Annotated in this window: 26 protein-coding genes, 1 pseudogene and 1 riboswitch; of the genes and pseudogenes, 6 read left to right on the forward strand and 21 right to left on the reverse strand. The window is 69.3% G+C overall.

All coding sequences use genetic code 11. From position 1 onward, the window contains the following. Positions 1 to 13: 13 nt before the first annotated feature. Both ACIBW9_RS30605 and rlmN read right to left on the reverse strand, forming a co-directional pair. On the reverse strand, positions 14 to 1,093 hold the full coding sequence (locus ACIBW9_RS30605; protein WP_398960280.1) for a thiamine ABC transporter substrate binding subunit: 1,080 nt from the start codon (positions 1,091 to 1,093) through the stop codon (positions 14 to 16). An 87-nt stretch (positions 1,094 to 1,180) separates the two neighbouring features. Further along, positions 1,181 to 1,288: riboswitch (TPP riboswitch) on the reverse strand. Between the two features lie 23 nt (positions 1,289 to 1,311). After that, positions 1,312 to 2,418, reverse strand: coding sequence for a 23S rRNA (adenine(2503)-C(2))-methyltransferase RlmN (rlmN, locus tag ACIBW9_RS30610; RefSeq protein WP_398960281.1), 1,107 nt, complete (start codon positions 2,416 to 2,418; stop codon positions 1,312 to 1,314). A 183-nt stretch (positions 2,419 to 2,601) separates the two neighbouring features. On the opposite strand from rlmN, the gene ACIBW9_RS30615 reads away from it, so the two are divergent. After that, complete coding sequence (locus ACIBW9_RS30615) at positions 2,602 to 2,946, forward strand: hypothetical protein (RefSeq protein ID WP_398960282.1); 345 nt, start codon at positions 2,602 to 2,604, stop codon at positions 2,944 to 2,946. A 155-nt stretch (positions 2,947 to 3,101) separates the two neighbouring features. Here the strand turns inward: ACIBW9_RS30615 and ACIBW9_RS30620 are convergent, their stop codons facing one another. Both ACIBW9_RS30620 and ACIBW9_RS30625 read right to left on the reverse strand, forming a co-directional pair. Next, on the reverse strand, positions 3,102 to 3,299 hold the full coding sequence (locus ACIBW9_RS30620) for a hypothetical protein (protein WP_398960283.1): 198 nt from the start codon (positions 3,297 to 3,299) through the stop codon (positions 3,102 to 3,104). A gap of 50 nt (positions 3,300 to 3,349) precedes the next feature. Then, positions 3,350 to 3,553, reverse strand: a pseudogene (locus ACIBW9_RS30625) (hypothetical protein); the annotation flags it as partial. 104 nt (positions 3,554 to 3,657) lie between these two features. Between ACIBW9_RS30625 and ACIBW9_RS30630 the strand changes: the two are divergent. From ACIBW9_RS30630 to ACIBW9_RS30645, 4 genes are all read left to right on the forward strand, one after another. After that, on the forward strand, positions 3,658 to 4,110 hold the full coding sequence (locus ACIBW9_RS30630) for a hypothetical protein (protein WP_398960284.1): 453 nt from the start codon (positions 3,658 to 3,660) through the stop codon (positions 4,108 to 4,110). A gap of 491 nt (positions 4,111 to 4,601) precedes the next feature. Further along, complete coding sequence (locus ACIBW9_RS30635) at positions 4,602 to 4,841, forward strand: hypothetical protein (protein ID WP_398960285.1); 240 nt, start codon at positions 4,602 to 4,604, stop codon at positions 4,839 to 4,841. Between the two features lie 198 nt (positions 4,842 to 5,039). Continuing rightward, positions 5,040 to 5,318, forward strand: coding sequence for a hypothetical protein (locus ACIBW9_RS30640; protein WP_398960286.1), 279 nt, complete (start codon positions 5,040 to 5,042; stop codon positions 5,316 to 5,318). Positions 5,319 to 5,428: 110 nt separating this feature from the next. Then, positions 5,429 to 5,698 carry a hypothetical protein gene (locus ACIBW9_RS30645; RefSeq protein ID WP_398960287.1) on the forward strand — a complete coding sequence of 90 codons (270 nt, stop codon included), beginning with the start codon at positions 5,429 to 5,431 and terminating at the stop codon, positions 5,696 to 5,698. A 353-nt stretch (positions 5,699 to 6,051) separates the two neighbouring features. Here ACIBW9_RS30645 and ACIBW9_RS30650 read toward each other — a convergent pair whose 3' ends face one another. The 6 genes from ACIBW9_RS30650 to rpsB form a co-directional block, all read right to left on the reverse strand. Continuing rightward, entirely contained in the window at positions 6,052 to 6,501 is a 450-nt protein-coding gene (locus ACIBW9_RS30650; protein WP_398960288.1) for an SRPBCC family protein, read from the reverse strand. 153 nt (positions 6,502 to 6,654) lie between these two features. Further along, positions 6,655 to 7,791 carry a phosphatidate cytidylyltransferase gene (locus ACIBW9_RS30655; RefSeq protein ID WP_398960289.1) on the reverse strand — a complete coding sequence of 379 codons (1,137 nt, stop codon included), beginning with the start codon at positions 7,789 to 7,791 and terminating at the stop codon, positions 6,655 to 6,657. Then, on the reverse strand, positions 7,791 to 8,348 hold the full coding sequence (frr, locus tag ACIBW9_RS30660; RefSeq protein WP_030943211.1) for a ribosome recycling factor: 558 nt from the start codon (positions 8,346 to 8,348) through the stop codon (positions 7,791 to 7,793). Before frr ends, ACIBW9_RS30655 begins: the two co-directional genes overlap by 1 nt. 147 nt (positions 8,349 to 8,495) lie before the next feature. Continuing rightward, positions 8,496 to 9,257 (reverse strand): UMP kinase, encoded by a 762-nt coding sequence (gene pyrH, locus ACIBW9_RS30665; RefSeq protein WP_398960290.1) that lies wholly within the window; start codon positions 9,255 to 9,257, stop codon positions 8,496 to 8,498. 185 nt (positions 9,258 to 9,442) lie between these two features. After that, the gene (gene tsf, locus ACIBW9_RS30670) at positions 9,443 to 10,279 is read right to left on the reverse strand and encodes a translation elongation factor Ts (protein WP_398960291.1); all 837 of its coding nucleotides are present in this window, start codon (positions 10,277 to 10,279) and stop codon (positions 9,443 to 9,445) included. 156 nt (positions 10,280 to 10,435) lie between these two features. Continuing rightward, on the reverse strand, positions 10,436 to 11,317 hold the full coding sequence (gene rpsB, locus ACIBW9_RS30675) for a 30S ribosomal protein S2 (protein ID WP_398960292.1): 882 nt from the start codon (positions 11,315 to 11,317) through the stop codon (positions 10,436 to 10,438). A gap of 273 nt (positions 11,318 to 11,590) precedes the next feature. Here rpsB and ACIBW9_RS30680 point away from each other — a divergent pair, with 273 nt between their 5' ends. Beyond that, complete coding sequence (locus ACIBW9_RS30680) at positions 11,591 to 12,157, forward strand: M23 family metallopeptidase (RefSeq protein WP_398960293.1); 567 nt, start codon at positions 11,591 to 11,593, stop codon at positions 12,155 to 12,157. A 415-nt stretch (positions 12,158 to 12,572) separates the two neighbouring features. Here ACIBW9_RS30680 and ACIBW9_RS30685 read toward each other — a convergent pair whose 3' ends face one another. The 11 genes from ACIBW9_RS30685 to lepB (ACIBW9_RS30735) form a co-directional block, all read right to left on the reverse strand. Then, positions 12,573 to 13,130 (reverse strand): TetR/AcrR family transcriptional regulator, encoded by a 558-nt coding sequence (locus tag ACIBW9_RS30685; RefSeq protein ID WP_115905632.1) that lies wholly within the window; start codon positions 13,128 to 13,130, stop codon positions 12,573 to 12,575. 74 nt (positions 13,131 to 13,204) lie between these two features. Then, positions 13,205 to 14,047 (reverse strand): RNA polymerase sigma factor WhiG, encoded by an 843-nt coding sequence (gene whiG, locus ACIBW9_RS30690; protein WP_344404831.1) that lies wholly within the window; start codon positions 14,045 to 14,047, stop codon positions 13,205 to 13,207. 272 nt (positions 14,048 to 14,319) lie between these two features. Beyond that, complete coding sequence (dprA, locus tag ACIBW9_RS30695; RefSeq protein ID WP_398960294.1) at positions 14,320 to 15,480, reverse strand: DNA-processing protein DprA; 1,161 nt, start codon at positions 15,478 to 15,480, stop codon at positions 14,320 to 14,322. After that, complete coding sequence (locus ACIBW9_RS30700; protein ID WP_398960295.1) at positions 15,477 to 17,102, reverse strand: YifB family Mg chelatase-like AAA ATPase; 1,626 nt, start codon at positions 17,100 to 17,102, stop codon at positions 15,477 to 15,479. Before ACIBW9_RS30700 ends, dprA begins: the two co-directional genes overlap by 4 nt. Further along, positions 17,102 to 17,506 (reverse strand): YraN family protein, encoded by a 405-nt coding sequence (locus tag ACIBW9_RS30705; RefSeq protein ID WP_398960296.1) that lies wholly within the window; start codon positions 17,504 to 17,506, stop codon positions 17,102 to 17,104. Before ACIBW9_RS30705 ends, ACIBW9_RS30700 begins: the two co-directional genes overlap by 1 nt. Positions 17,507 to 17,593: 87 nt before the next feature. Continuing rightward, on the reverse strand, positions 17,594 to 17,902 hold the full coding sequence (locus tag ACIBW9_RS30710; RefSeq protein WP_003965949.1) for a DUF2469 domain-containing protein: 309 nt from the start codon (positions 17,900 to 17,902) through the stop codon (positions 17,594 to 17,596). Between the two features lie 56 nt (positions 17,903 to 17,958). Beyond that, entirely contained in the window at positions 17,959 to 18,492 is a 534-nt protein-coding gene (locus tag ACIBW9_RS30715) for an NUDIX hydrolase (protein WP_398960297.1), read from the reverse strand. Then, positions 18,482 to 19,258: a signal peptidase I gene (gene lepB, locus ACIBW9_RS30720; RefSeq protein ID WP_398960298.1), complete on the reverse strand. Its 777-nt coding sequence runs from the start codon at positions 19,256 to 19,258 to the stop codon at positions 18,482 to 18,484. Before lepB (ACIBW9_RS30720) ends, ACIBW9_RS30715 begins: the two co-directional genes overlap by 11 nt. Before the next feature lie 91 nt (positions 19,259 to 19,349). Beyond that, positions 19,350 to 20,357: a signal peptidase I gene (gene lepB, locus ACIBW9_RS30725; protein ID WP_398960299.1), complete on the reverse strand. Its 1,008-nt coding sequence runs from the start codon at positions 20,355 to 20,357 to the stop codon at positions 19,350 to 19,352. Beyond that, complete coding sequence (lepB, locus tag ACIBW9_RS30730; RefSeq protein WP_398960300.1) at positions 20,245 to 21,360, reverse strand: signal peptidase I; 1,116 nt, start codon at positions 21,358 to 21,360, stop codon at positions 20,245 to 20,247. Before lepB (ACIBW9_RS30730) ends, lepB (ACIBW9_RS30725) begins: the two co-directional genes overlap by 113 nt. Continuing rightward, the gene (gene lepB / locus ACIBW9_RS30735) at positions 21,353 to 22,081 is read right to left on the reverse strand and encodes a signal peptidase I (RefSeq protein ID WP_398960301.1); all 729 of its coding nucleotides are present in this window, start codon (positions 22,079 to 22,081) and stop codon (positions 21,353 to 21,355) included. Before lepB (ACIBW9_RS30735) ends, lepB (ACIBW9_RS30730) begins: the two co-directional genes overlap by 8 nt. Between the last annotated feature and the right edge of the window lie 19 nt (positions 22,082 to 22,100).

Raw genomic sequence — 22,100 nt, forward strand, 5'->3', positions numbered from 1 at the left:
CTTGCGCGGACGGCTACTTCAGTACGAGTGACGTCCACGACTTGACCCACTGGTCACGGCTGGCGGCGATCTTGTTCGGGGCCATGGTCTCGGGGTCCTTGGCCGGCTGCCCGAACTTCACGAACTCCGGCGGCACCTGGGCGCCCTCGATCACCGGGTAGACGAACATGTTGAGCGGCATGTCCTCCTGGAACTCCTTGCCGACCAGGAAGTCGATGAACGCCTTCCCGCCCTTGGTGTTCCGGGCGTTGCTGAGCAGCCCGGCGTACTCGATCTGCCGGAAGCAGGTGCCGTACGAGGTTCCGATCGGCGCGGTCTTCGGCTTCGGGTTGCCGTAGATGACCTCGGCGGGCGGCGAGGAGGCGTAGGAGACGACGAGCGGCCGGTCCGCCTTGGCCTTCTTGCCGCCCGCGGACCCCGAGAACTCCTCGTTGTAGGCCTGCTCCCAGCCGTCGACGACCTTCACGCCGTTCGCCTTGAGCTTCTTCCAGTAGCCCTGCCAGCCGGTGTCGCCGTACTTGGCGGCGGTGCCGAGCATGAAGCCGAGGCCTGGCGAGGAGGTGGAGGCGTTCTCGGTGACGAGGAGGTTCTTGTACGCGGGCTTGACGAGATCGTCGAACGACTGGGGCGGTGCCAGCTTGTGCTTGCTGAAGTACGCCTTGTCGTAGTTGACGCAGATGTCACCGGAGTCGATCGGGGTGACCCGGTGCTCGGCCTGGTCGACCCGGTACTGCGCCTGGATCCGGTCTGCGCCCTTCGCCTCGTACGACTGGAACAGCCCGTTGTCGAGGGCCCGCGAGAGCAGGGTGTTGTCGACGCCGAAGAAGACGTCGCCCTGCGGGTTGTCCTTGGTGAGGATGGCCTTGTTGACGGCCTGACCGGCGTCGCCGCTCTTGAGGACCCTGACCTTGTATCCGGACTGCTTCTCGAAGTCCGCGAGGACGTTCTTCGAGACGGCCCACGAGTCGTGGCTGACGAGGGTGACGGTCTTGGAGCCGCCGGAGTCCTCGCTGCCGGACGACGACGAACCGCACGCGGCCAACGTGACGAGACCGAGGCCGACCGCGGCGGCCACGAACGTCTTGGTGTGCACTGAATTCCTCCTGGCTGACCAGGAAGAGACGCGGCCCTGCCCGGGAGTGCCGGAGCATTCCAGCGGCTCCCGGGCAGGGCGCAACAGCTCGAGTGAAGACCGAACTTCCTACCCAGAATGACCTGGGCAAGGTTCAGAGGGTCTGCGGCCCGGTTGCCGCACTCTCAGCGCTGTGGCGCTCCCCTGTCGGAATATGAAGATGTACGTACGGGCTCAGGTTACCGCTCGGTGGCCGCGAGCTGGCCGCAGGCCCCGTCGATCTCCTGCCCCCGGGTGTCCCGGATCGTCACCGGCACACCGTGCGCGGCGATGGCTTCGACGAAGGCCTTCTCGTCCTCGGGCCGGGAGGCGGTCCACTTCGAGCCGGGCGTCGGGTTCAGCGGGATGAGGTTGACGTGGACGGGCTTGCCGCGGAGCAGCCGCCCGAGCCGGTCACCGCGCCAGGCCTGGTCGTTGATGTCGCGAATGAGCGCGTACTCGATGCTGAGCCGCCGCCCGCTCTTCTCGACGTACTCGAACCCGGCGTCGAGGACCTCGCGCACCTTCCACCGCGTGTTGACGGGGACGAGGGTGTCGCGCAGCTCGTCGTCCGGCGCGTGCAGCGAGATGGCGAGCCGGCATTTGAAGCCCTCGTCGGCGAACCGGTGGATCGCGGGCACCAGACCGACGGTCGACACGGTGATGCCGCGCTGCGACAGCCCGAGCCCGTCGGGGGCGGGATCGGTGAGCGCCCGGACGGCCCCGACCACACGCTTGTAGTTGGCGAGCGGCTCACCCATCCCCATGAAGACGATGTTGGAGAGCCGGGCCGGGCCGCCGGGCACCTCTCCGTCCCTGAGCGCCCGCATCCCGTCGACGATCTGGTGCACGATCTCGGCGGTGGACAGGTTCCGGTCGAGCCCGGCCTGCCCGGTCGCACAGAACGGGCAGTTCATCCCGCACCCGGCCTGCGAGCTGATGCACATGGTCACCCGGTCCGGGTAGCGCATCAGCACCGACTCGACGAGCGTCCCGTCGAACAGCCGCCACAAGGTCTTGCGCGTCGTCCCCTGGTCGGTCGACAGATGCCGTACGACCGTCATCAGCTCGGGAAGCAGCGCCTCCTGCAGCTTGCCGCGCGCACCGGCCGGGATGTCGGTCCACTCCGCCGGGTCGTGCGCATACCGCGCGAAGTAGTGCTGCGACAGCTGCTTGGCACGAAACGGCTTCTCGCCGATCTCGGCCACCGCTTCCCTGCGCTCGGCGGGCGTGAGATCGGCAAGATGCCGCGGCGGCTTCTTGGCTCCGCGGGGGGCGACGAAAGTGAGTTCTCCGGGCTTAGGCATGGCTGTACCAGTGTCGCAGATCAACTCATGTGACCTGCGACTGTGAGCGAGGACACCTGCCGTTGGTGGTCGTCATGCGTCACCGCTGAGCGGCCTCGGACGGCCCAGAGACGGCCCGAAACTCTCGGATCATCCATGGTCTGACCAGCTAGCATCGCTGCCATTCCAGGGGACGGGGGCGTCATGGCAATCGGCCGCAAGGGCTCGCGACGCATCGTCGTCGACGGCACGACTTACCACTGGCGCCTGCGCCGCCGGCCCACGTACGACCAGGCTCTCTGTGATCGACCGTGCACGTACGCGGTGCAGCACGCGGACACCCCTGGCACGACCCTGGTCGTCACCACGAATCAGCCTCATGCCAGCAACTGGTTCGGTGCGCCAAGTGTCCCGGTTCTGCCCAGCGACGTCGCCGCCGCTATCGCGTCGGCTCTCCGTCAGGGCTGGTCCCCTACGCAGCAGGGCTCACCTTTCCACCTGGACCAGTCCGAAGGCTTCGCCGTCGGCCCCGGCGCTGCACACAGCTGAGCCACTCTTGGCCGACGGGAAGCCAAGCGCTTGGAAGGCGCTTGGAAGGCGCTTGAACTGACCACCGGATGAGTGGGCCGGACCTGGCAGGTTCCGGATGCTGAGCGCGGAGGTCCGGCGACTTCGACACGCATTCGACGTGACCCGGCGTGGGTCTACGGCCGCCGGTAGGCCGAAGGGGCGACACCCGCTTCCGGCTTCCTGCTGAAGGACACGTAGGCGGGGTGCTCTGGATCGCCGATCTGCATGAGGGCGAAGAGATCAAGGTCATGGTTCGCGAACCTGTGGAGGTACTGGAGGAACAGCTCCAACTCCTCGTCCGACAGCCGCTCATCGTGCCGCTCGTTGCGCATGACGTCACGATACGAGCCGAGGGCCTACGGCATGAGGCGGCTCTGTCCCGTCAGCGGTTGATCGGGATCTCGTAGACGATCTCGCAGTGAGCGGCGGGCACGACGATGTCCGCTGTCTCGACGGGCCGTCCCCGCCTGCCGTCCGCCAGGAACTCGTACGTCGTAGGGACGCACAGCTCGCCTTCGGTGATGCCCAGTCGCGCCGCGATCTCCGCCGGGGCCAGCACCTTGGCGTCCCAGTCCCCTTGCCTGCCGGGCAGACTGGTCCCCTGGCCCCGCCGAATTCCCCCGGGCGGGGCCCCAACCATGTCCGGCGTGGCACCATGCCCCCTCCGGCACACCGCTTCATGGGGGACACATGCGTACCCGCGCCACCATCACACTCACCATCTCCCTGCTCGCCATCCTCACCGCCTGTTCATCGTCCAGCGATGACAAAGCCGACACCCCGAACAGCAGCCCCACCACGGCCGCCGAGACGCCGACCACCACCCCGACGCCGCCCGGCACCGTCGAACTGGAGCGCGTCGCGGACACGTACGTGAACCTCTACTTCGGAGGGGCTGGGGAGGGGGCGTACGCCTTCCTGTCGAAGCGCTGTCGCGCCAAGGCAGACCCGGCCACGTACGCGGCTACCGTGGATCAGGCCGCGAAGGATTACGGGCCCGACCACCCGGCGACGGACGTGCACGCGACGGTCTCAGGGGGCATGGGCCGCGTCTCGTACAAGGTGAAGGGCCTGCCGAAGTTCGACCAGCTGGGGCAGCCGTGGACGGTTGAGGGCGGCGCCTGGAAGTACGACGCCTGCTGACCCTGCGCGCCATCCGGGCCCCGTCGACCAGCGTCGGCTGGGCCCCTGTCGTGCCCGGCGGAGTGCAGCCCTCAAGATCCTGCCGCGCCCGGTGATGACGAGGCATCCGTGATAGCTCTGGCCGCCCTCCGCAGCGGCGCCCCCCACTCGGTGGAGGAGCGGGTACAAGCCACTGGCGCGCATGCCGGAGTCCTCAGTCGCCGACTTCAGCGCATGCGGATGCGCGGATTCGAACACCTTGGCCTGGAGCGAGCAAGCGAGGGGGCGATCACGAGCCTGACCTGCGGATTCCCCACGTTGGACACTGTCCGGTGGAACTCGCCCCTGCGAACCTTGGTCCCCGTGAGTTCCCGTCAGTTCTGACACGGGAGTGGCACGGCCCGCGGGCAGCACCGGTCCCCTCTAGGCGAACCACTCCATGGTCGCCGCTCAACTCATTTGACCGGAGGAGCCTCAGTTGCTCTACTGCGATGCCGGACCGGGGAGGACATGTGGCAGAAGGGCCGGATGTAGATCGCGACATTCTGGAGGGGCGCACAATCCTCGCGGTGAAGGCGATTCGTGAGGCACAAGGATGCCCGCTCCAAGAAGCGGTTGATCTTTACCATCAGCGCTACGGCGAGCTTCATCCTGAGCCGGACTCAGCCCAGAAATCCTCCCGGCCCCGCGTGCTGCGGTTCGAGCGGGATGGCTCTTTGGTTGTGTTTGAGGGACTGCAAGACGGTCAGTAGCCCGTCTACTGATCACCGGTCTCGCTGACCAGCGAGACTGAAGACCGCACGGCTCTGACCAGTTCAGATGCCGTGGGCTTCCGTCTTTGCCGGTCGGCGTCGGGCGCCCTCGCACGGCCCAGGCACGGCCCGGGGCACTGAAGGCTGGCCGGGAACCCGCACTGATGTGGTGTCGTAGGGATCGGCTACGTTGCGCGGATGACTGACACGGATCCGCTCGTGCCGGCACTCACCGGCCTGCTCGTTGACATCGTTTGGTGGCTGGACAGCTGCGAGGACGAGGAAGTGGATCCGGATTCTGCGGTGAAGACGATGGAGAGCGTGGGCTGGGTGCTGCTGCAACTGCCCTCAGACCAACGCGAACGGCTCTTGCACGTGCTTGCGCACTTGGCCGAAGCGGAACAAGATCCGGGACGGCGCGATTTCCTGGAGTCATTTCCCGTCGCCTTCGGCATCGTCGAGGACGAGGAGAGCTGACCCAAGCCTGGCTGCTGGGAGCCAGTTCAGCTACTCCCGAGCGCAGACACGGAGACGGAGCACTCGAGTGGGAGCGCCCGCGTCAACTGGGGCCTATCGCAAAGGAGATCATGAGCTGCGAGGGTGTCGCCGTGCGGATGCCGCTCTATGCCTTGATCTTGTTGCTCGGTGCGGCTTCGGCGATCAACAAGGCACGCAAAGGACAGTGGTATACCGCAGGAGGGATCTTTCTCCCCATCCTCGGTGTGGATGTCATGCTGTTTGGTGGAGTGGAACAGCATTGCTCGCTGTTCTTGTGGCTGGGTGTCGCCCTCGCTGTCGTCGGATTCGGTATGGAGTTCACCGCTTACCGGAGAACTCGTCCATCGGTGCCCCAATAGACGACCGAAGCACCAGTTGGGAAGATCGCTTATGCGGATCCAGCCTGACCTGGCAGAACGTTGACCTGTGTGTTCTCGGGGGGATCGCCGACGTTCCCCGTCGGTACCCGCTGCCTGCTCTCCCATCGGACACGCGAGGGAAACGGGCGGCTGCCTGCAGGCGGGGGATGAGCGGTTCGCGGACTTCCAGCGGATCGCCAACCCCCGACTCCGCAACGCACAGCTTCCTGGTGATCTACGAGCGGGCCTCAAACCGCTGGCCGTAGCCGTCAGTTCTTCGGATCACGGCCCTGGGACGACCCCGGAGCCCCTCAGAGCCCTCTGCCTGGCAGCAGATCCCGCGGTGTGGGCGCCTATGCGGTGGTGTGCTCCAGCTTGTTCTTGAGCAGTTGCTCGTTGCGCGGCATCTCCTTGCGGACCTGCGGGCGGACGACCAGGGGGAGCAGGACCTTGCCGATGCCGTGTCCCTCGAAGTCGAGGTCCATGGTGACGTGGGTACGGCGACCGTCGTCGAGGGGCGTGATCTCGCCGTGGAAGTTGCCCCTGATAGGGCCGTCGATCCCGCGCACGGTCCAGGAGCGCTGCGGTTCGTACTGGGTGCACTCCATGGTCATCGGAATGTCGCGGCGGCCTATGTGCCGCGTGACCCGGACCCGGGATCCGAGTCCGAAGGGGCGGTCGTCGAGCTGTTCGGTGGCGACCGCGCTCAGCTGCCACTCCGGCATGTGGGAGGGGTCGATGATGTACGCCCAGGCGTCCTCGGGACGGCAGTCCACGTCGAACTCCTCGTGGATGGTGGACATGGCGCCTCCTCTTCGGGTTCGGGAGGTTCCCTTTGGGGGCTTACACCGGAATCGTCCCACTCGGCCGGCCGCTCCGCCATCGTCCGAAAAGCCTTCCGAAAAGCGTGGAGCCCCCGCCCTCCAAAGGGCGGGGGCTCCAGGCGTCACGGCCGGTCAGCCGGATCCCACGAACAGCACCATGAGCAGCCACACCACCGGCGCCGTCGGCAGCAGCGAGTCCAGCCGGTCCATGATGCCGCCGTGCCCCGGCAGCAGCGTGCCCATGTCCTTGATGCCCAGGTCCCGCTTGATCATCGACTCGCCGAGGTCGCCCAGCGTGGCGCTGGCCGCGACCGCGAGGCCGAGGATCAGGCCCTGCCACCAGGCGCCGTCGTCGATCAGGAACTGCATGCACAGCGCGCCCGCCACCATCGCGAACGTGACCGCGCCGACCAGGCCCTCGCGAGTCTTGCCGGGGCTGATGCGCGGGGCGAGCTTGTGGCTCCCGAAGCGCCAGCCGACGGCGTACGCGCCCGTGTCGCTGACCACGGTGAGGAGCAGGAAGGTCAGTACCCGCCAGGGGCCGTCCTCGGCCGTCAGCATCAGCGCCACGAACGTCGCCAGGAAGGGCACGTAGAAGGCCGCGAAGACCCCGGCCGTGACGTCCTTGAGGTAGCCCTCCGGTGGCTCCGTCATGCGCCATACGAGGACGGCGAGCGCCGTGAGTGCCATGGCGACCCACGCGCCCTCGGCGCCCCGCACATAGCCGGCGACGACCATCGCTCCGCCGCCGAGTGCCAGCGGGACCAGGGGCGCCTTGATGCCCTTGCGCTCCTGGAGACGGCTGGTCAGCTCCCACAGGCCGACCACGACGGCGACCGCGACGACGCCGACGAAGACGGCCTTGACGATGAACAACGACGCGATGATCACCACGCCGAGCGCGACACCGACCCCTATGGCCGCGCCCAGGTCGCGGCCCGCGCTCTTCTTCTGCGGGCGGGGCGCCGGCTGCGGGGCGTCGGGCATGGGCTCCGGATTCTGCTGCGCCGCCGGGTAGGGCGGCGACTGAGGGGGTTCGTCGCGGAACAAGGGACCGCTCAGCCGAGCGGCCCCCCGGTCGTCATCCTGGTCACCGCCGTACGCGGGTACCTCGGGCACGATGGGCATGGGGCGAGTCTGCTGCGCCTTGGGCGCATCGTACGCGGGACCCGCCGGGGCAGCCCCCTGGACAGGTCCCTGGTCGGACGGCCCCCAGTACCCCGCCTGCGACCCGGTGTGGGGCGGCGTTCCCCAGGAAGAGTCGTTCATCAGACCTCGAGCAGCTCCGCTTCCTTGTGCTTCAGGAGCTCGTCCACCTGTGCCACGTACTTGTGGGTGGAGTCGTCGAGTTCCTTCTCCGCACGGCGGCCCTCGTCCTCGCCGACCTCGCCGTCCTTGATCAGCTTGTCGATGGCGTCCTTGGCCTTGCGGCGCACGGAGCGGATGGACACGCGTGCGTCCTCGGCCTTGCCCTTGGCGACCTTGATGTAGTCGCGGCGGCGCTCCTCGGTGAGCTCCGGGAACACCACCCGGATGATGTTGCCGTCGTTGCTCGGGTTGACGCCCAGGTCGGAGTCGCGGATCGCCTGCTCGATGTTGCGCAGCGCCGTCTTGTCGAACGGGGTCACCACCGCCATGCGCGGCTCCGGCACGGAGAACGAAGCCAGCTGGTTGATCGGCGTCGGCGCGCCGTAGTAGTCGGCCACGATCTTGTTGAACATCGCCGGGTGCGCACGACCGGTGCGGATCGCGGCGAAGTCCTCCTTGGCGACCACGACGGCCTTCTCCATCTTCTCCTCGGCCTCGAGGAGGGTCTCTTCGATCACCACTTGCTCCTGCGTGTCTTGAGTAGGCCCGGCTGCTGTTCCATAAGCGTGGGGGCGGCGGCCGGCTGCGTCGCGTCTTCTTCCTGCACGGTTCCCGACCTGCGGGACATTGTCCATCCCCCGGTCAGGGTCCGTGGGTGTTGCTGGTCAGTCCCGGCTGCCGTGGTCACCCACAAGCGTGCCGATCTTCTCACCCTTGACGGCGCGGGCGATATTGCCCTCCGCGAGGAGCTCGAAGACGAGGATCGGGAGCTTGTTGTCGCGGCACAGCGTGATCGCGGTCGCGTCGGCGACCTTGAGGTCGCGGGTGATGACCTCGCCGTAGCCGAGGGCGTCGAACTTGACCGCGTCGGGGTTGGTCTTCGGGTCGGAGTCGTAGACCCCGTCCACGCCGTTCTTGCCCATCAGCAGCGCCTCGGCGTCGATCTCCAGGGCGCGCTGCGCGGCGGTGGTGTCGGTGGAGAAGTACGGCATGCCCATACCGGCGCCGAAGATGACGACCCGGCCCTTCTCCAGGTGCCGCACCGCGCGCAGCGGGATGTACGGCTCGGCGACCTGGCCCATGGTGATGGCGGTCTGCACCCGGCTGTCGATGCCCTCCTTCTCCAGGAAGTCCTGGAGGGCGAGGCAGTTCATCACGGTGCCGAGCATGCCCATGTAGTCGGAGCGGGCCCGGTCCATGCCGCGCTGCTGGAGCTCGGCGCCGCGGAAGAAGTTGCCGCCGCCGATGACGACCGCGACCTGCGCCCCGTCCCGTACCACGGCCGCGATCTCGCGGGCGATCTTGTGCACCACGTCGGGGTCCACGCCCAGGCCCCCGCCACCGGAGAAGGCCTCACCGGACAGCTTCAGCAGAAACCGGCCGTGTACTTTGCCGTCGTCGCTCTTCTGGGGCTTGGTGGTGGTCATGGAGATCCCGCCTCTTTCACGTGTTGCACATACGAAGAAGGCCATTGCCGCTGGGGTGTTGGCATCCCATGCTCGGCAATGGCCTCCTCGTCAGATCTGCTGTCGTCCGTCACGCGCGTGCGTGCCGGACGGCCGGACGGCTGCACTCGACCCTATCGGGCCGAGACGCCGATCGCGGCACGGACTCAGATGCCGACCTTGATACGCGTGAAGCGCTTCAGGGTGACACCGGCCTCGTCCAGGACCTTCTGGACGGACTTCTTGTTGTCGAGCGCGTACGGCTGGCCCAGCAGCGTGGCGTCCTTGAAGAAGCCGTTGAGGCGACCCTCGACGATCTTCGGCAGGGCGGCCTCGGGCTTGCCCTCGGCGCGGGTGGTCTCCTCGGCGACACGGCGCTCGGACTCGACGACCTCGGCCGGCACGTCCTCCTTGGAGAGGTACTTCGGCGCGAAGGCGGCGATGTGCTGGGCGACGCCCTTGGCCAGCTCGGCGTCGGCCTTGTCCAGCTCGACCAGGACACCGATCTGCGGGGGCAGGTCGGGCATGGTGCGGTGCATGTAGGAGTAGACGAAACCGTCGGCGAACTGCGCGAAGCGGTCCAGGACGATCTTCTCGCCGAGGTTGGCGTTGGCCTCGTCCACGAACGCCTGGACGGTCTTGCCGGCCTCGATCTCGGAGGCGAGCAGGGCCTCGAGGTCGGCCGGGGAGGTCTTGGCGACGTGCTCGGCGATCGCGTTCGCGACGGCCTGGAACTTCTCGCCCTTGGCGACGAAGTCCGTCTCGCACTTCAGCTCGACCAGGACACCGGAGGTGTTGTCGTCGGCGATGAGGGAGACCACTGCGCCGTTCTCGGCGGAGCGGCCCTCGCGCTTGGCGACGCCCTTCTGGCCCTTGATGCGGAGCGCCTCGACGGCCTTGTCGACGTTGCCCTCGGCCTCGTCCAGCGCCTTCTTGCAGTCCATCATGCCGGCGCCGGTGAGCTCACGAAGCTTCTTGACGTCGGCGGCGGTGTAGTTCGCCATGAGTCTGTGAATCTTTCTCGAAGTCTGGAAGATCGAAGATCTACGGGGTCTACGGCCCCCATGTAGCCGGGGGCCGCTGACTCGCCGCTGACCTACGGGTGAACGGCGGGGGCGGACTTCACGCCGCCCCCGCCGTCAACCTCTGACGCTGACGGGTCAGGCCTGCTCGGCGTCCGCGGCCGGAGCCTCGGCGGCAGGGGTCTCGTCCGCGGGGGCCTCGGCAGCGGCCTCGGCCGGCTTCTCGGCGGCTTCCTCGGAGTCGGCCTTCTTCTCGCCCTCGAGCAGGTCGCGCTCCCACTCGGCGAGCGGCTCGCCCGCGGCCTTCTCCTTGCCCTCGGTGGCGACACCGGAGCGGGCGATGAGGCCCTCGGCGACCGCGTCGGCGATCACACGGGTGAGCAGGGTGACGGAGCGGATCGCGTCGTCGTTGCCCGGGATCTTGTAGTCGACCTCGTCCGGGTCGCAGTTGGTGTCGAGGATCGCGACGACCGGGATGTTGAGCTTCCGGGCCTCACCGACCGCGATGTGCTCCTTCTTGGTGTCCACGATCCAGACGGCGCTGGGCACCTTCTGCATCTCGCGGATACCACCGAGGGTCTTCTCCAGCTTGGCCTTCTCGCGCGAGAGCACGAGAAGCTCCTTCTTGGTCAGACCCGAGGCCGCGACGTCCTCGAAGTCGATCTGCTCGAGCTCCTTGAGGCGCTGCAGACGCTTGTAGACGGTGGAGAAGTTGGTGAGCATGCCGCCCAGCCAGCGCTGGTTGACGTAGGGCATGCCGACGCGGGTGGCCTGCTCGGCGATGGCCTCCTGCGCCTGCTTCTTCGTACCGACGAACATGACCGTGCCACCGTGGGCGACGGTCTCCTTGACGAACTCGTAGGCGCGGTCGATGTACGACAGCGACTGGAGCAGGTCGATGATGTAGATGCCGTTGCGCTCGGTGAAGATGAAGCGCTTCATCTTCGGGTTCCAGCGACGGGTCTGGTGACCGAAGTGGACGCCGCTCTCCAGCAGCTCCCGCATCGTGACGACGGCCATGGCCGTATCTCCTTGAGTTTCTCGGTTGTGCCGCGGGGACCGGACGGCTCCCGCGCCTGACGCCCGCGATGCGCCTTGCCACGAGGGACCGAGAGGCGCTGACACCGACCGCGTGGCGGCCCGATGTCGGGGCGTGCGAAGTCGACCCGGTGACCCGGATCGCCAGAAGAAGTGTACGGGACCCGCGAGGCACCGGGTGACGCCGCTGTCCACAACCGGCGAGTAGTCCACAGCTCCCGGCCGTGACCGGGGGCGGCGCGGGAGGCTTCTCGCATGCGAGCGAGGCGATACGTGCAGATGACGTGGGCGGCACTGCTGGGACTGGCGTTGACCGTCGTGTCCCCCTGGGCCTGGGCGGAGGACCCGCCGCCGGCCCCGGACCCACCGGTCCCTGCCGTCGGCCGCACCTGGCCGGTGGGCACCCACCCCAGGGTCCTACGAGGCTGGGAGCCCCCGGCGACGGTCTACGGCCGCGGCCACCGGGGCGTGGACCTGGCGGCCCCGGCCGGAACCCCGGTGAGAGCGGTGGCGGCCGGCCGCGTCTTCTTCGCGGGCCGCGTGGCAGGCCGCGGTGTGATCTCCGTGCAGCTGACGGACACGAACCTGCGAACGACATACGAACCGGTGACGGCGTCGGTGCAGAAGGGCGACGAGGTGAGGCCTGGCGAGGTGGTGGGGACGGTGGAACCGGGATCCGGCCACTGCACGGTCACGTGCGTGCACTGGGGCCTGCTGAGGGGCGACACCTACGTGGACCCGTTGGCCCTGCTCCCACCGTGGCTGCTGCACCGAGGGCCATCGAGGCTGCTGCCGGTCCTGGGAGTGCCGCTGCCTTCGTGACCGGCCCAGTCGGCGGGCAGCCGTGCCGCCGTCCTCGTGGCTGCCCTAGCTGGAGTCGTGCCGTCGTCCTCGTGGCTGCCGTAGCTGCCGGGAGTCGTGCCGCTGCCCTCGTGGATGCCCTAACTGCGGGGAGTCGTGCCGCCGTCCTCGTGGATGCCCTAGCTGCGGGCAGTCGTGCCGCCGTCCTCATGGCTGCCCTAGCTGCCGGCAGTCGTGCCGCCGTCCTCGTGGCTGCCCTAGCTGCCGGCAGTCGTGCCGCTGCCCTCGTGGCTGCCCTAGCTGCCGGCAGTCGTGCCGCCGTCCTCGTGGCTGCCGTAGCTGCGGGCAGTCGTGCCGCTGGGGCGGCACGGGTGGGCGCAGCGGCACCCGGCAAGCGCGGGCAAGCGACACGGCCTCTACAGCAGCCCCACGGCCCTCAGCCGCGAACCCCCCGCAGCGCCATGGCCACCGCAGCCTCAGTGATCGCCGAGGGCTCCTCCGCCGCCCCCAGCTCGATCCGCCGCACCGCCGCGTCCACGACCCCCTGCACCAACATCGCAGCCAGCCGCGGCGAGGAATGCCCCATCTCCCCGAGCGCCTCGACGATCATGGCGACCAGCCCCCCGTGCGCGGCCCGGATCTTCTCCCGGGCCCCCGCATCCAGCTCACTCGCGGAGATCGCCACCACGGCCCGGTGCCGCCGGTCCCCGACCAGCACCAGCTGCTGGCGCACATACGCCTCGACCTTGCCCTCGGCCGACCCCGCCCGCTCCATCGCCGCCGAGACCTCCGCGGCCCACACCGGGAAGTCGACCGCGCACAGTTCCTCGACGACAGCCGCCCGGGAGCGGAAGTACTCGTACACGGACGACCGCGCGAGCCCCGTCCGCTCGGCGAGGGCCGGGAATGTCAGCGCCTCCGTCCCACCCTCGGACAGCAGAGACCGGGCCGCGTCCAGCAGGGCGGCTCGCTGCATCGACCGGTGTTCGGCCACCGAGGCCGCTCGAATCCTTGGCACGTCAACCACTTTACGGACGGACCACCCCCGACGGGAGTGAGTCGGGCCGCTCAGCGTCCGAAGCTCGCCAGCTTCGCCCGCAGCTGCAGCACCGACTTGGTGTGGATCTGGCTCACGCGGCTCTCGGTCACGCCGAGCACGTTCCCGATCTCGGCGAGCGTGAGGCCCTCGTAGTAGTACAGCGTGACGACGGTCTTCTCCCGCTCGGGGAGGGTGTTGATCGCCCGGGCCAGGAACCGCCTGAGCTCGCGGTCCTCGGCCACCTCCACGGGGTTGTCGGCGGCGGTGTCCTCCAGCGTGTCCATCACGCTGAGCCCGTCCCCGCCCTCGCCCCCCACGTGCAGCAGCTCTTCCAGGGCCACCACGTTGGCCAGCGACAACTGGCTGAACACTGCGTGGAGTTCATCGACGGGGATGCCCATCTCGACGGCCACCTCGCCCTCCGACGGCGTCCGTCTCAGACGCGCCTCCAGGGTCGCGTACGCCCGCTCCACGTTCCGCGCCTTCTGCCGCACCGACCGCGGGATCCAGTCCAGGGCCCTGAGCTCGTCGATCATCGCGCCCCGGATCCGGGTGATCGCGTACGTCTCGAACTTGATCTCCCGGTCGATGTCGAACTTCTCGATCGCGTCGATGAGCCCGAAGACCCCGGAGGAGACGAAGTCGGCCTGCTCCACGTTCGGCGGCAGACCGACGCTCACCCGTCCCGCCACGTACTTCACCAGCGGCGAGTAGTGCAGGATCAGCTGCTCCCGCAGCCGCTCGTCGCCCGTGTCCTTGTACGACCGCCACAGCTCGTCGAGCGTCGAGGGAGCGGGCGGCCGCACGCTGCCACCGTCACGGGCGGCTGGGGGGATCGCCGCCCGGTCGGACCCGGAGGTGTGCTGGGGCATTCGTCGCCTTGTGCCGTTCTGCTGTGAAGTGGGGGGTGCCTGGGGGAGCTGTCGGTCTGGTGTCGAGATGCCGGTCTGTGCCGGAATCCTCGTGAGCGTAGCGTGACTGAAGTGTCGCGGTGCGCGAAGACCGACGCGGATCGGGTGCGCAGATACGTTCCGCAGGACGCCCCACAGAGTCATGGCGATCGCTGTGCGTGACTGCCGGGAGACGCCAACTACGCGCATTTGCACAGGTGTCAGGCTTCCCCCGGACGGCCGAACACGCTCGGTCAACACGGACTGCGACCCCCGCGGACGGAGATCATCGCCTGGCGTGTCAACTTCCAGCCGTCGCCGTGTCGTTCGACGTAACCGAGTGATCGGAGTTCGTACAGTCTCGCGATCGCGTCGTCCTGCGTGGTCTGCGCGCCCCGCGCGATGTCACCGGGCGCAGCCGCCCCGCGGCCGGGCAGTGCGGCCAGGACGCGGCGGGCGCCGGGCTCCAGCAGATCGCGGGGCAGTACGGGTCCGCGCCGGTCCGGGGCCAGCTCGCCCATGTCGCCGACCAGCTCGACGACTTCCGCGGCGTCGGTGACGAGCACGGCGTCGCCCCGCAGAAGCTCGTGCACTCCGGCGGACAGGCCGCTGGTGGCCGGCCCGGGCACGCCCATGGTGTGGCGCCCCAGCCGCTGCGCGGCCCGTGCGGTGACCAGCGAGCCGCTGCGGTGTGCGGCCTCGACGACCACGGTGCCCCTGGTCAGGGCGGCGATCACCCGGTTGCGGACGATGAATCTGCTCGGCGTCGGATGATCGCCGGGTGGCAACTCCCCGATCACCAGTCCCTGTCCCGCGATCCTGCCGAGCAACTCGGTATGACCGCGCGGGTAGGCCCGGTCGACGCCGCAGGCCAGCACCGCGACGGTGGCACCACCGGCGCCGAGGGCACCCCTGTGGGCGGCGCCGTCGACCCCGTAGGCCCCGCCGGACACCACCACCCACCCGTGCTCGGCGAGCCCCGCGCCGAGCACGGCCGCCATGTGCGCCCCGTACTCGGTGCAGGCCCGTGCTCCGACGACGGCGACGGATCTGAGCGCCCACATCCGCAGGCTGGCCCGCCCGCGCACCCACAGCCCCACCGGCCGCGCGTCCCCCAGGTCGTCGAGCTGCCCGGGCCACTCGCCGTCCCCGGGCGCCACGAACCGCATGTCGGCCTCCTGGGCGGCGGCGAGATCCCGCTCGGGCTCGGCCTGCGCGGCCCGGTCCAGCAGCCCGGCCCACCGCTTGTCGGTGATCCCGACCAGCTGCGGCCCGCCCTCGCGCAGCCGTCTCGCCACCTCCACCGCGCCGAGCTCCCGCAGCCACCGCCCGCCGACCTCGTCCCCCGGTTCGAGCACACGGCTGAGAAGGACACGGGCGAGCAGCTCGTCGGCCGGATCCGCACCGGGGCTCATGTCAGCGCCCCGATGGCCATGGGCACCCCGCGCGGCACGCCGGTACGCAGTTGCAGCGCCAGGGCGACGTCGGTCGCGTCGGGCCGGTCGTGGCCCACGAGGTCCGCGACGGTCCAGGCGACACGCAGCACGCGGTCCAGCCCGCGGGCGGTCAGCACGCCCCGCTCCAGATTCCGTTCCGCCTCGTCCATCGCACCGGCCGCGGCGTGCCAGCGGCTGCGCAGCTCCCGCCCGGGGACTTCGCTGTTGGTCCGCCACGGCGTACCCACCAGCCGGGCCGCCGCACGCTCCCTGGCCGCCCGCACGCGGTGGGCGACGGTCGTGGTGGACTCGCCGCCGGCGCCCCGCTGGGCCAGTTGGGCGCGGGTCACCCGGTCGACCTCGACCCGCAGGTCGACCCGGTCCAGCAGCGGGCCGGACAGCCGCGCCTGGTAGCGACGGATCGCCGAGGGCGGGCACTCGCAGAAGTCGTCCGCCTGGGAGAAGCGGCCGCAGGGGCAGGGATTCGCCGCGAGCACCATCAGGAATTTCGCCGGGAACCGCACCACACCCGCACTGCGCGCGATCACCACGTGCCCCGCCTCCAGGGGCTGCCGCAGCGCGTCAAGCGCGTGGCTGCTGAACTCGGGCGTCTCGTCGAGGAAGAGCACGCCCCGGTGGGAGAGCGAGACGGCGCCGGGCCGCGCGATGCCCAGGCCGCCGCCCACGAGCGCCTGCATGGTGGCCGAGTGGTGCGGGGCGCAGTACGGCGCGACGTCGATCAGGGGTTTGCCCGGGGGCAGCAGACCTGCCACCGAGTGCACCGCCGTGACCTCCAGCGACTCCTGCCTGCCGAGCAGCGGGAGGATCGCCGGGAGCCGCTCCGCGAGCATGGTCTTGCCGGCGCCGGGCGGGCCCTCCAGGAACAGGTGGTGGCCGCCCGCCGCGGCGACCTCCACCGCCGTCCGCGCCGAGATCTGGCCCACCACGTCGGCCAGGTCATGACCCTGGTCGTGCTGGGCGGCGCCCAGGCTGTGCATCCCCGTGGCCGCGCCCGTGCCGGGCACCCGCAGACCGGCCAGCAGCGGATCGGGACGGCCCTGCTCGTCCGCTTCCTCCACGGGTACCGGCTCGTCCGCCAGGACGGCGATCAGCTGGCGCAGGCTGCGCACCCCCAGGACGGAGACACCGGGCACCAGCGAAGCCTCGGCGGCCGCGCACTCGGGCACGACCACCTGCTCGTAGCCCGCGTCCGCGGCGGCCAGCACCGCCGGCAGAATGCCCCGCACGGGCCGGACGCGGCCGTCCAGACCCAGCTCCCCGATCATGACGATGTCGGCGAGCACCCGCGGGTCGATCCGCTCGCAGGCGCCGAGCACGGCGCAGGCGACGGCCAGGTCGAAGCCGCTTCCGGCCTTCGGCACCGAGGCCGGGCTCAGCCCCACCGTCAGCTTCTTCTGCGGCCATTCGCCGCCCGAGTTGACGACGGCCGCCCGCACCCGGTCCCGGCTCTCGCTCAGGCTCTTGTCCGGCAGCCCCACCAACGTGAACGCCGCCACCCCCGGCTCCAGATCCGCCTGGACCTCGACCACCACGCCCTCGACACCGACGAGCGCCACCGCGCACGTACGCGCGAACCCCATCAGGCCACCCCCCGCGCGTGTTCGACCAGGGGTGCGCCGCGGTCGGGGAGCAGGACGCCCACCAGGTCGATACGGACGCCGCCCGGCGGGGCCCCGCCGTGTTCCTGCGCCCAGCGCTCCGCCAGACCGCGCAGGCGCTGCGCCTTCGTCGGTGTGACCGCGGCCATGGGGTGCTGGAAGATGCCCGCCCTGCGGGTCTTCACCTCGCAGACCACCAGGACGTCCCCGTCCCGGGCCACGATGTCGATCTCACCCGTCCTGCCCGAGCGCCAGTTGCGCTCCAGGACCGTCATACCGGCGTCCGCCAGCCGCCGCGCGGCCAGATCCTCGCCGTACCTGCCCATGGCACTGCGTTGTGCGTTGCGTGTCCTCATGTCGGCACCACCTCCGGCGCCAACCGTCACGCATCCGCTCCCACCGAGTGGATCTTGGTGGAGTACTCGGTGGTTGTGGACAAACTCGTCACCCGCACGAGCGACCTACCGTGGCCGTCAGCCGCCCGGCAGCTCGAGATCGCTCTTGTTCAGCTCCTCGATGTTCACGTCCTTGAACGTGAGTACCCGCACCTGCTTCACGAACCGAGCCGGCCGGTACATGTCCCAGACCCAGGCGTCCGCCATCGACACTTCGAAGAACACCTCGCCCTGGACCGAGTGCACCTGCATCTCGTAGTCGTTGGTCAGGTAGAAGCGCCGCTCGGTCTCGATCACGTATTTGAACAGACCGACGACATCGCGGTACTCCCGGTAGAGCTTCAGCTCCATCTCGGTCTCGTACTTCTCGAGGTCCTCGGCGCTCATGGCAGCTTCCCCTTCAGCCGTGCGATCCCACCATTGTGCGCCAGTCCCGTGAGCCCCTAGACGATTTCGGGGTCAAGGGTCACGGGTCCGGCCGGGGGACCTTCGTCGAGCAGCCTGTGCAGCAGCTCGGCGAGTCTGGTCGGGTACACGGTCTCATGTGCCCGGGCAAGTTCCCGACACGTCCACCAGCGTGCTCCGGCGACGCTGCGCCGCTCCAGTTCCGTGAGGCCCGTGGCCCCGGGCACCACCGGGGACGTGTCCGTCGTACGGGCCAGGTAGTACCACTCGTCCTGGTCCCAGCGGCGGCCCGCGAACGGGAAGGAGCACATCCGCCGCCAGACCACCGGGCCGAGTTCGACATCGGTGATGCCGGTCTCCTCGGCGAGTTCCCTGAGAGCGGCCTCCTCACGACTCTCGTCGCCCTCCAGTCCGCCGCCGGGCGTGAACCACCAGTCGTCGGCCGGATCGTCCGGCTCATGGCCGTGCAGGAGCAGGATGCGGTCCTCGGGGTCGAGCAGAACCACCCGGGCCACCTTGCGCAGCCCGCCCCGGTACGAGTCCTCGCACCCGCCCGCGGCCTCAGCGGGCACCCACGGGCTCCGTCCGCGCCCGGGCGCGGCGCCCGCCCATCCGCTTGGCGATCGGGCCGTACGCGCCGCCGCCGAGGACCAGCACGGCGCCGGCCACGATCAGGGTGACGATGATCCGCAGCGGGCCCGGCTGGGAGAGCGCGCCGAGGGTCTCGAAGCCGGTGGGGCGTTCCAGCATGCCCTTCATGGGCCAGACGACGGCGTCCACGCGAGCCGTCACGGCGGAGCGCGCGACGGTGCCCTGGGCGGCGTCACTGAGGTGGGCGGAGGAGTCCAGCGACCCCTGGCGCTCGTCGCCGAGCAGGAACAGGCGGCCCTGGGGGACCGTCACGGTCGGGATCTTCTTGTCCTCGACGACGCTGCCCTTGAGATAGCCCTCGTCGATCTGCTTGCCGTTCACGGTCAGCTTGCCGTTCGTGCAGCAGGAGACCGTGTCACCGCCGACCGCGACCACACGCTTGACCACGGAGGCGTTGGTCACCCAGGACTTGTCGTTGAAGACGACGACGTCGCCCCGGCGGATCTCACTGCCGTCGACGCGCTGGGCCAGGACCCGGTCGCCGGCGTCGATCGTCGGCGTCATCGAGGTGGTCGGCACGGTGTACGGCCGGTAGACCACCGCTGCCCAGCCGAATCCACCGAGGAACAGCACAATGCCCAGTGCGACCGCCAGTCCGGACAGTCGCTGTCCGGCCTTGCTGCCCACCGGGCCCGTGCTCTTGCCACCGCTGCGCGGGGCCGTACGCGTAGTGCTCTCGCCACCCATGGGTCCGCACCCTACCCGGCAGTACCTGACGCGGTCAGCCCCTCATGGCCGACCGGGGTCACAGCTGCACCAGGGCTTCACCAAGGCACGGTCAGGCGGAGTGCTCCGAGCTCTCATTGCGGGTCCCGGCCGCCGCGATCTTCCTACGACGCCACAGGGCCACCGGCACCAGCCCGGTCAGGGCGAGCGCGCTCGGGGCAGCCGTCAGGGCGGCGGACGCCGAGGACTGCTCGTTCAGTCCCGCCTGGTCGAAGGTGTCGGGGATGGGGAGGGTGTCCCAGCGGGTGACGGGCCAGGCGATGACGATGGCGCGTCCGACGACCTTGCTCACCGGAACCATGCCGTTGTGCTTGTCGCTCTGGTTGTAGCGCGAGTCCCGCGAGTTCTGACGGTGGTCGCCCATGACCCAGATGTAGCCCTTGGGGACCTTCACCGTGAACTGGCCGCCCTGGTCGTCGACGCTGCACGGGGTGTTGCCCGCGTACACGAACGACGTGTCGTTGAGCGCATGGCCGTTGACCCTGAGCGGGCCGGAGCCCTTGCAGGAGACGGTGTCGCCGCCGACGCCGATGACGCGCTTGATGAGGTCCTTCTCCTCGGCGGACGGCATCAGGCCGATCCAGCTGAGGGCCTTCTGCAGCGGGTTCGGATTGGCCGTGGGCTCGCCCGCCAGCCAGTTGTCCGGGTCGTGGAAGACGACGACCTCGCCGCGCTCCGGCTTCGAGCCGAACCAGGGAGTGAGTTTGTCGACCAGGACCCGGTCGCCCTGCTGAAGGGTGTTCTGCATCGAGTCCGAAGGGATCGAGAACGCCTGCACCAGGAACGTCTTGATCAGCAGCGCCAGCACGAGCGCGATGCCGATCAGGATGGGCAGCTCCTTCAGGAAGGAGCGTTGCTTCTTGGACTTGGGGGGTGTCCCGTCCGACCCCTGTGCCTCGGTCCGGTCCTGCTCGCCCGACCTCCTGCCGTCGTCGGTCGCCCCGGAGTCACTCCCGGAGGTCACGGCGCTGTCCGCGGCCGGGACGGCTGCGGAAACCCCTTGGACGGGCTGTCCGCGGTGCTCCTCGCCGTCGTGTCCGGACCGTGCGCCAACCGCCACATCCCCCACGCCAACTCCTTACTCTGTGCCGCTGCCTGCCCCAGACGCGGTGCAGGCCCACCACTCCCATAACGAGCGGGAGTTCCGCAGGGCTCGGGAGTTGGACCGTTCCGTTGAAATGGTCAGGGACAACCCTATGCGACACCTGCGGGGACGCGGTCGTCCCCGACACGGAGTTGGAGACGGAGGAGAAAGTTTTAGGTTCTTTCAAGGAGGTCCAGTGGCCGAAGGGCCAGGCGATGACCATCGCCCGTCCCACCACGGAGTCCTCGGAGACCGTGCCACCGTAGGGCGTGTTCTGATGCGCGCGGGAGTCCGCGGAGTTGCCCCGGTGATCGCCCATCACCCACAACCGCCCCTTGGGGACGGTGATGTCGAACGGCTGTGTGGAGGGAGCGTTTCCGGGATACAGATAGTCGCCCTCGGTCAGGGGGACGCCGTTGACGGTCACCCGCCCCTGGGTGTCACAGCACTTGACGTGGTCGCCGCCGACGCCGATGACCCGCTTGATGAGGTCCTTCTCGTTGTCGGACGGCAGCAGGCCGATGAAGGTGAGGCCCTCCTTGACCTGCTTGACGACGACGGGGTCGCTCTTCTTGGCCGTAGTCTGCTCGCCCGCGAGCCAGCCGCCCGGGTCCTTGAACACGACGACGTCCCCGCGCTTGGGCTTCGAGCCGAACCACGGGGTGAACTTGTCGACGAGGACACGGTCGCCGATCCGGATCGTCTGCTCCATGGAGCCGGACGGGATCACGAACGCCTGGACGAGGAACGTCTTCAGGACCAGAGCTATGAGGACCGCGACGCCGACGAGAAGGGGTATCTCCTTGACCGCGCTGCGCCGGCGCTTTCGTTTGACCTTGCGCTGCAGCTTGCGCCGCTCGGCGCGGGTGCGGCCGCCGCCCCCCGCCAGCACCGGGCCGGAGGCGCGGCGGGTGCCGGTGGGCAGCAGCCCGTCGGCCGGGCCGCCCACGGCACCGCGCGGTTTGCCACGGTTACCCATGCGCACCGTCCGCGGCGGGCACGCGCGCGTAGGCGCCGGGACGCTGCAGGCGGGTCCAGTGGGCGCTGGGCCAGACGATCCAGTCGGCGCGTCCGATGACGTCCGAGACGGGGATCATGCCGCCGCCGGGCGAGCCCAGGTGGTCGCGGGAGTCGCTGGAGTCGCTGCGGTGGTCACCGAGGACGAAGAGGGTGCCGTCGGGCACGACGACGGTGAAGGGCACCGTGGAGGGGCTGTCACCGGGGTGGAGGAACGTCGACTCGTCGACCGACCGGCCGTTCACCTCGATCCTCCCCTCCCTGTCGCAGCAGACCACATGGTCGCCCCCTACACCCACGACGCGTTTGATGTAGTCGGCGTTCCCGAAGTACCCGGTGCCGTCGAACACGACGACATCGCCGCGCCGCGGCTCAGCACCGAAACGGTACGCCAACTTATTTACGAGAACGCGGTCACCGATCCTCAATCCGTTTTCCATGGATCCGCTGGGGATCTGGAACGGTTGGACCACGAAAGTGTTGAGGATCAGCAAAAACACCAGGCAGACGAGGAGCGTCAGACTGATCCGCCCGCCGGGCAGCCAGTCGGCGACCCGCGCCACCCACGCGAAACGCGACCGTCCCTCCGGCCCCTCTGTGTCCGAGATCTCCTGGGAGACGTCCTCGGAACCGGAGGGGCGGGAGGAGCGGTCGCGCTCCGTGTGCTGTGCTTCGGTGTCCATCGGGGCCAGATGCTATCCG

This window comes from Streptomyces sp. NPDC049541, from assembly GCF_044465725.1.
Classification (GTDB): domain Bacteria; phylum Actinomycetota; class Actinomycetes; order Streptomycetales; family Streptomycetaceae; genus Streptomyces.

Coding starts and splice junctions, on each gene's coding strand:
- pyrH (WP_398960290.1), bottom strand. CDS start 9,257: ATGACCACCACCAAGCCCCAGAAGAGCGACGACGGCAAAGTACACGGC.
- ACIBW9_RS30710 (WP_003965949.1), bottom strand. CDS start 17,902: ATGAGCGCCGAGGACCTCGAGAAGTACGAGACCGAGATGGAGCTGAAG.
- whiG (WP_344404831.1), bottom strand. CDS start 14,047: ATGCCCCAGCACACCTCCGGGTCCGACCGGGCGGCGATCCCCCCAGCC.
- lepB (WP_398960301.1), bottom strand. CDS start 22,081: ATGGACACCGAAGCACAGCACACGGAGCGCGACCGCTCCTCCCGCCCC.
- ACIBW9_RS30645 (WP_398960287.1), top strand. CDS start 5,429: ATGAGCTGCGAGGGTGTCGCCGTGCGGATGCCGCTCTATGCCTTGATC.
- ACIBW9_RS30655 (WP_398960289.1), bottom strand. CDS start 7,791: ATGAACGACTCTTCCTGGGGAACGCCGCCCCACACCGGGTCGCAGGCG.
- ACIBW9_RS30680 (WP_398960293.1), top strand. CDS start 11,591: ATGCGAGCGAGGCGATACGTGCAGATGACGTGGGCGGCACTGCTGGGA.
- rpsB (WP_398960292.1), bottom strand. CDS start 11,317: ATGGCCGTCGTCACGATGCGGGAGCTGCTGGAGAGCGGCGTCCACTTC.
- dprA (WP_398960294.1), bottom strand. CDS start 15,480: ATGAGCCCCGGTGCGGATCCGGCCGACGAGCTGCTCGCCCGTGTCCTT.
- rlmN (WP_398960281.1), bottom strand. CDS start 2,418: ATGCCTAAGCCCGGAGAACTCACTTTCGTCGCCCCCCGCGGAGCCAAG.
- ACIBW9_RS30700 (WP_398960295.1), bottom strand. CDS start 17,102: ATGGGGTTCGCGCGTACGTGCGCGGTGGCGCTCGTCGGTGTCGAGGGC.
- ACIBW9_RS30640 (WP_398960286.1), top strand. CDS start 5,040: ATGACTGACACGGATCCGCTCGTGCCGGCACTCACCGGCCTGCTCGTT.
- ACIBW9_RS30620 (WP_398960283.1), bottom strand. CDS start 3,299: ATGCGCAACGAGCGGCACGATGAGCGGCTGTCGGACGAGGAGTTGGAG.
- ACIBW9_RS30615 (WP_398960282.1), top strand. CDS start 2,602: ATGGCAATCGGCCGCAAGGGCTCGCGACGCATCGTCGTCGACGGCACG.
- tsf (WP_398960291.1), bottom strand. CDS start 10,279: ATGGCGAACTACACCGCCGCCGACGTCAAGAAGCTTCGTGAGCTCACC.
- lepB (WP_398960300.1), bottom strand. CDS start 21,360: ATGGGTAACCGTGGCAAACCGCGCGGTGCCGTGGGCGGCCCGGCCGAC.
- ACIBW9_RS30650 (WP_398960288.1), bottom strand. CDS start 6,501: ATGTCCACCATCCACGAGGAGTTCGACGTGGACTGCCGTCCCGAGGAC.
- ACIBW9_RS30630 (WP_398960284.1), top strand. CDS start 3,658: ATGCGTACCCGCGCCACCATCACACTCACCATCTCCCTGCTCGCCATC.
- lepB (WP_398960298.1), bottom strand. CDS start 19,258: ATGGGTGGCGAGAGCACTACGCGTACGGCCCCGCGCAGCGGTGGCAAG.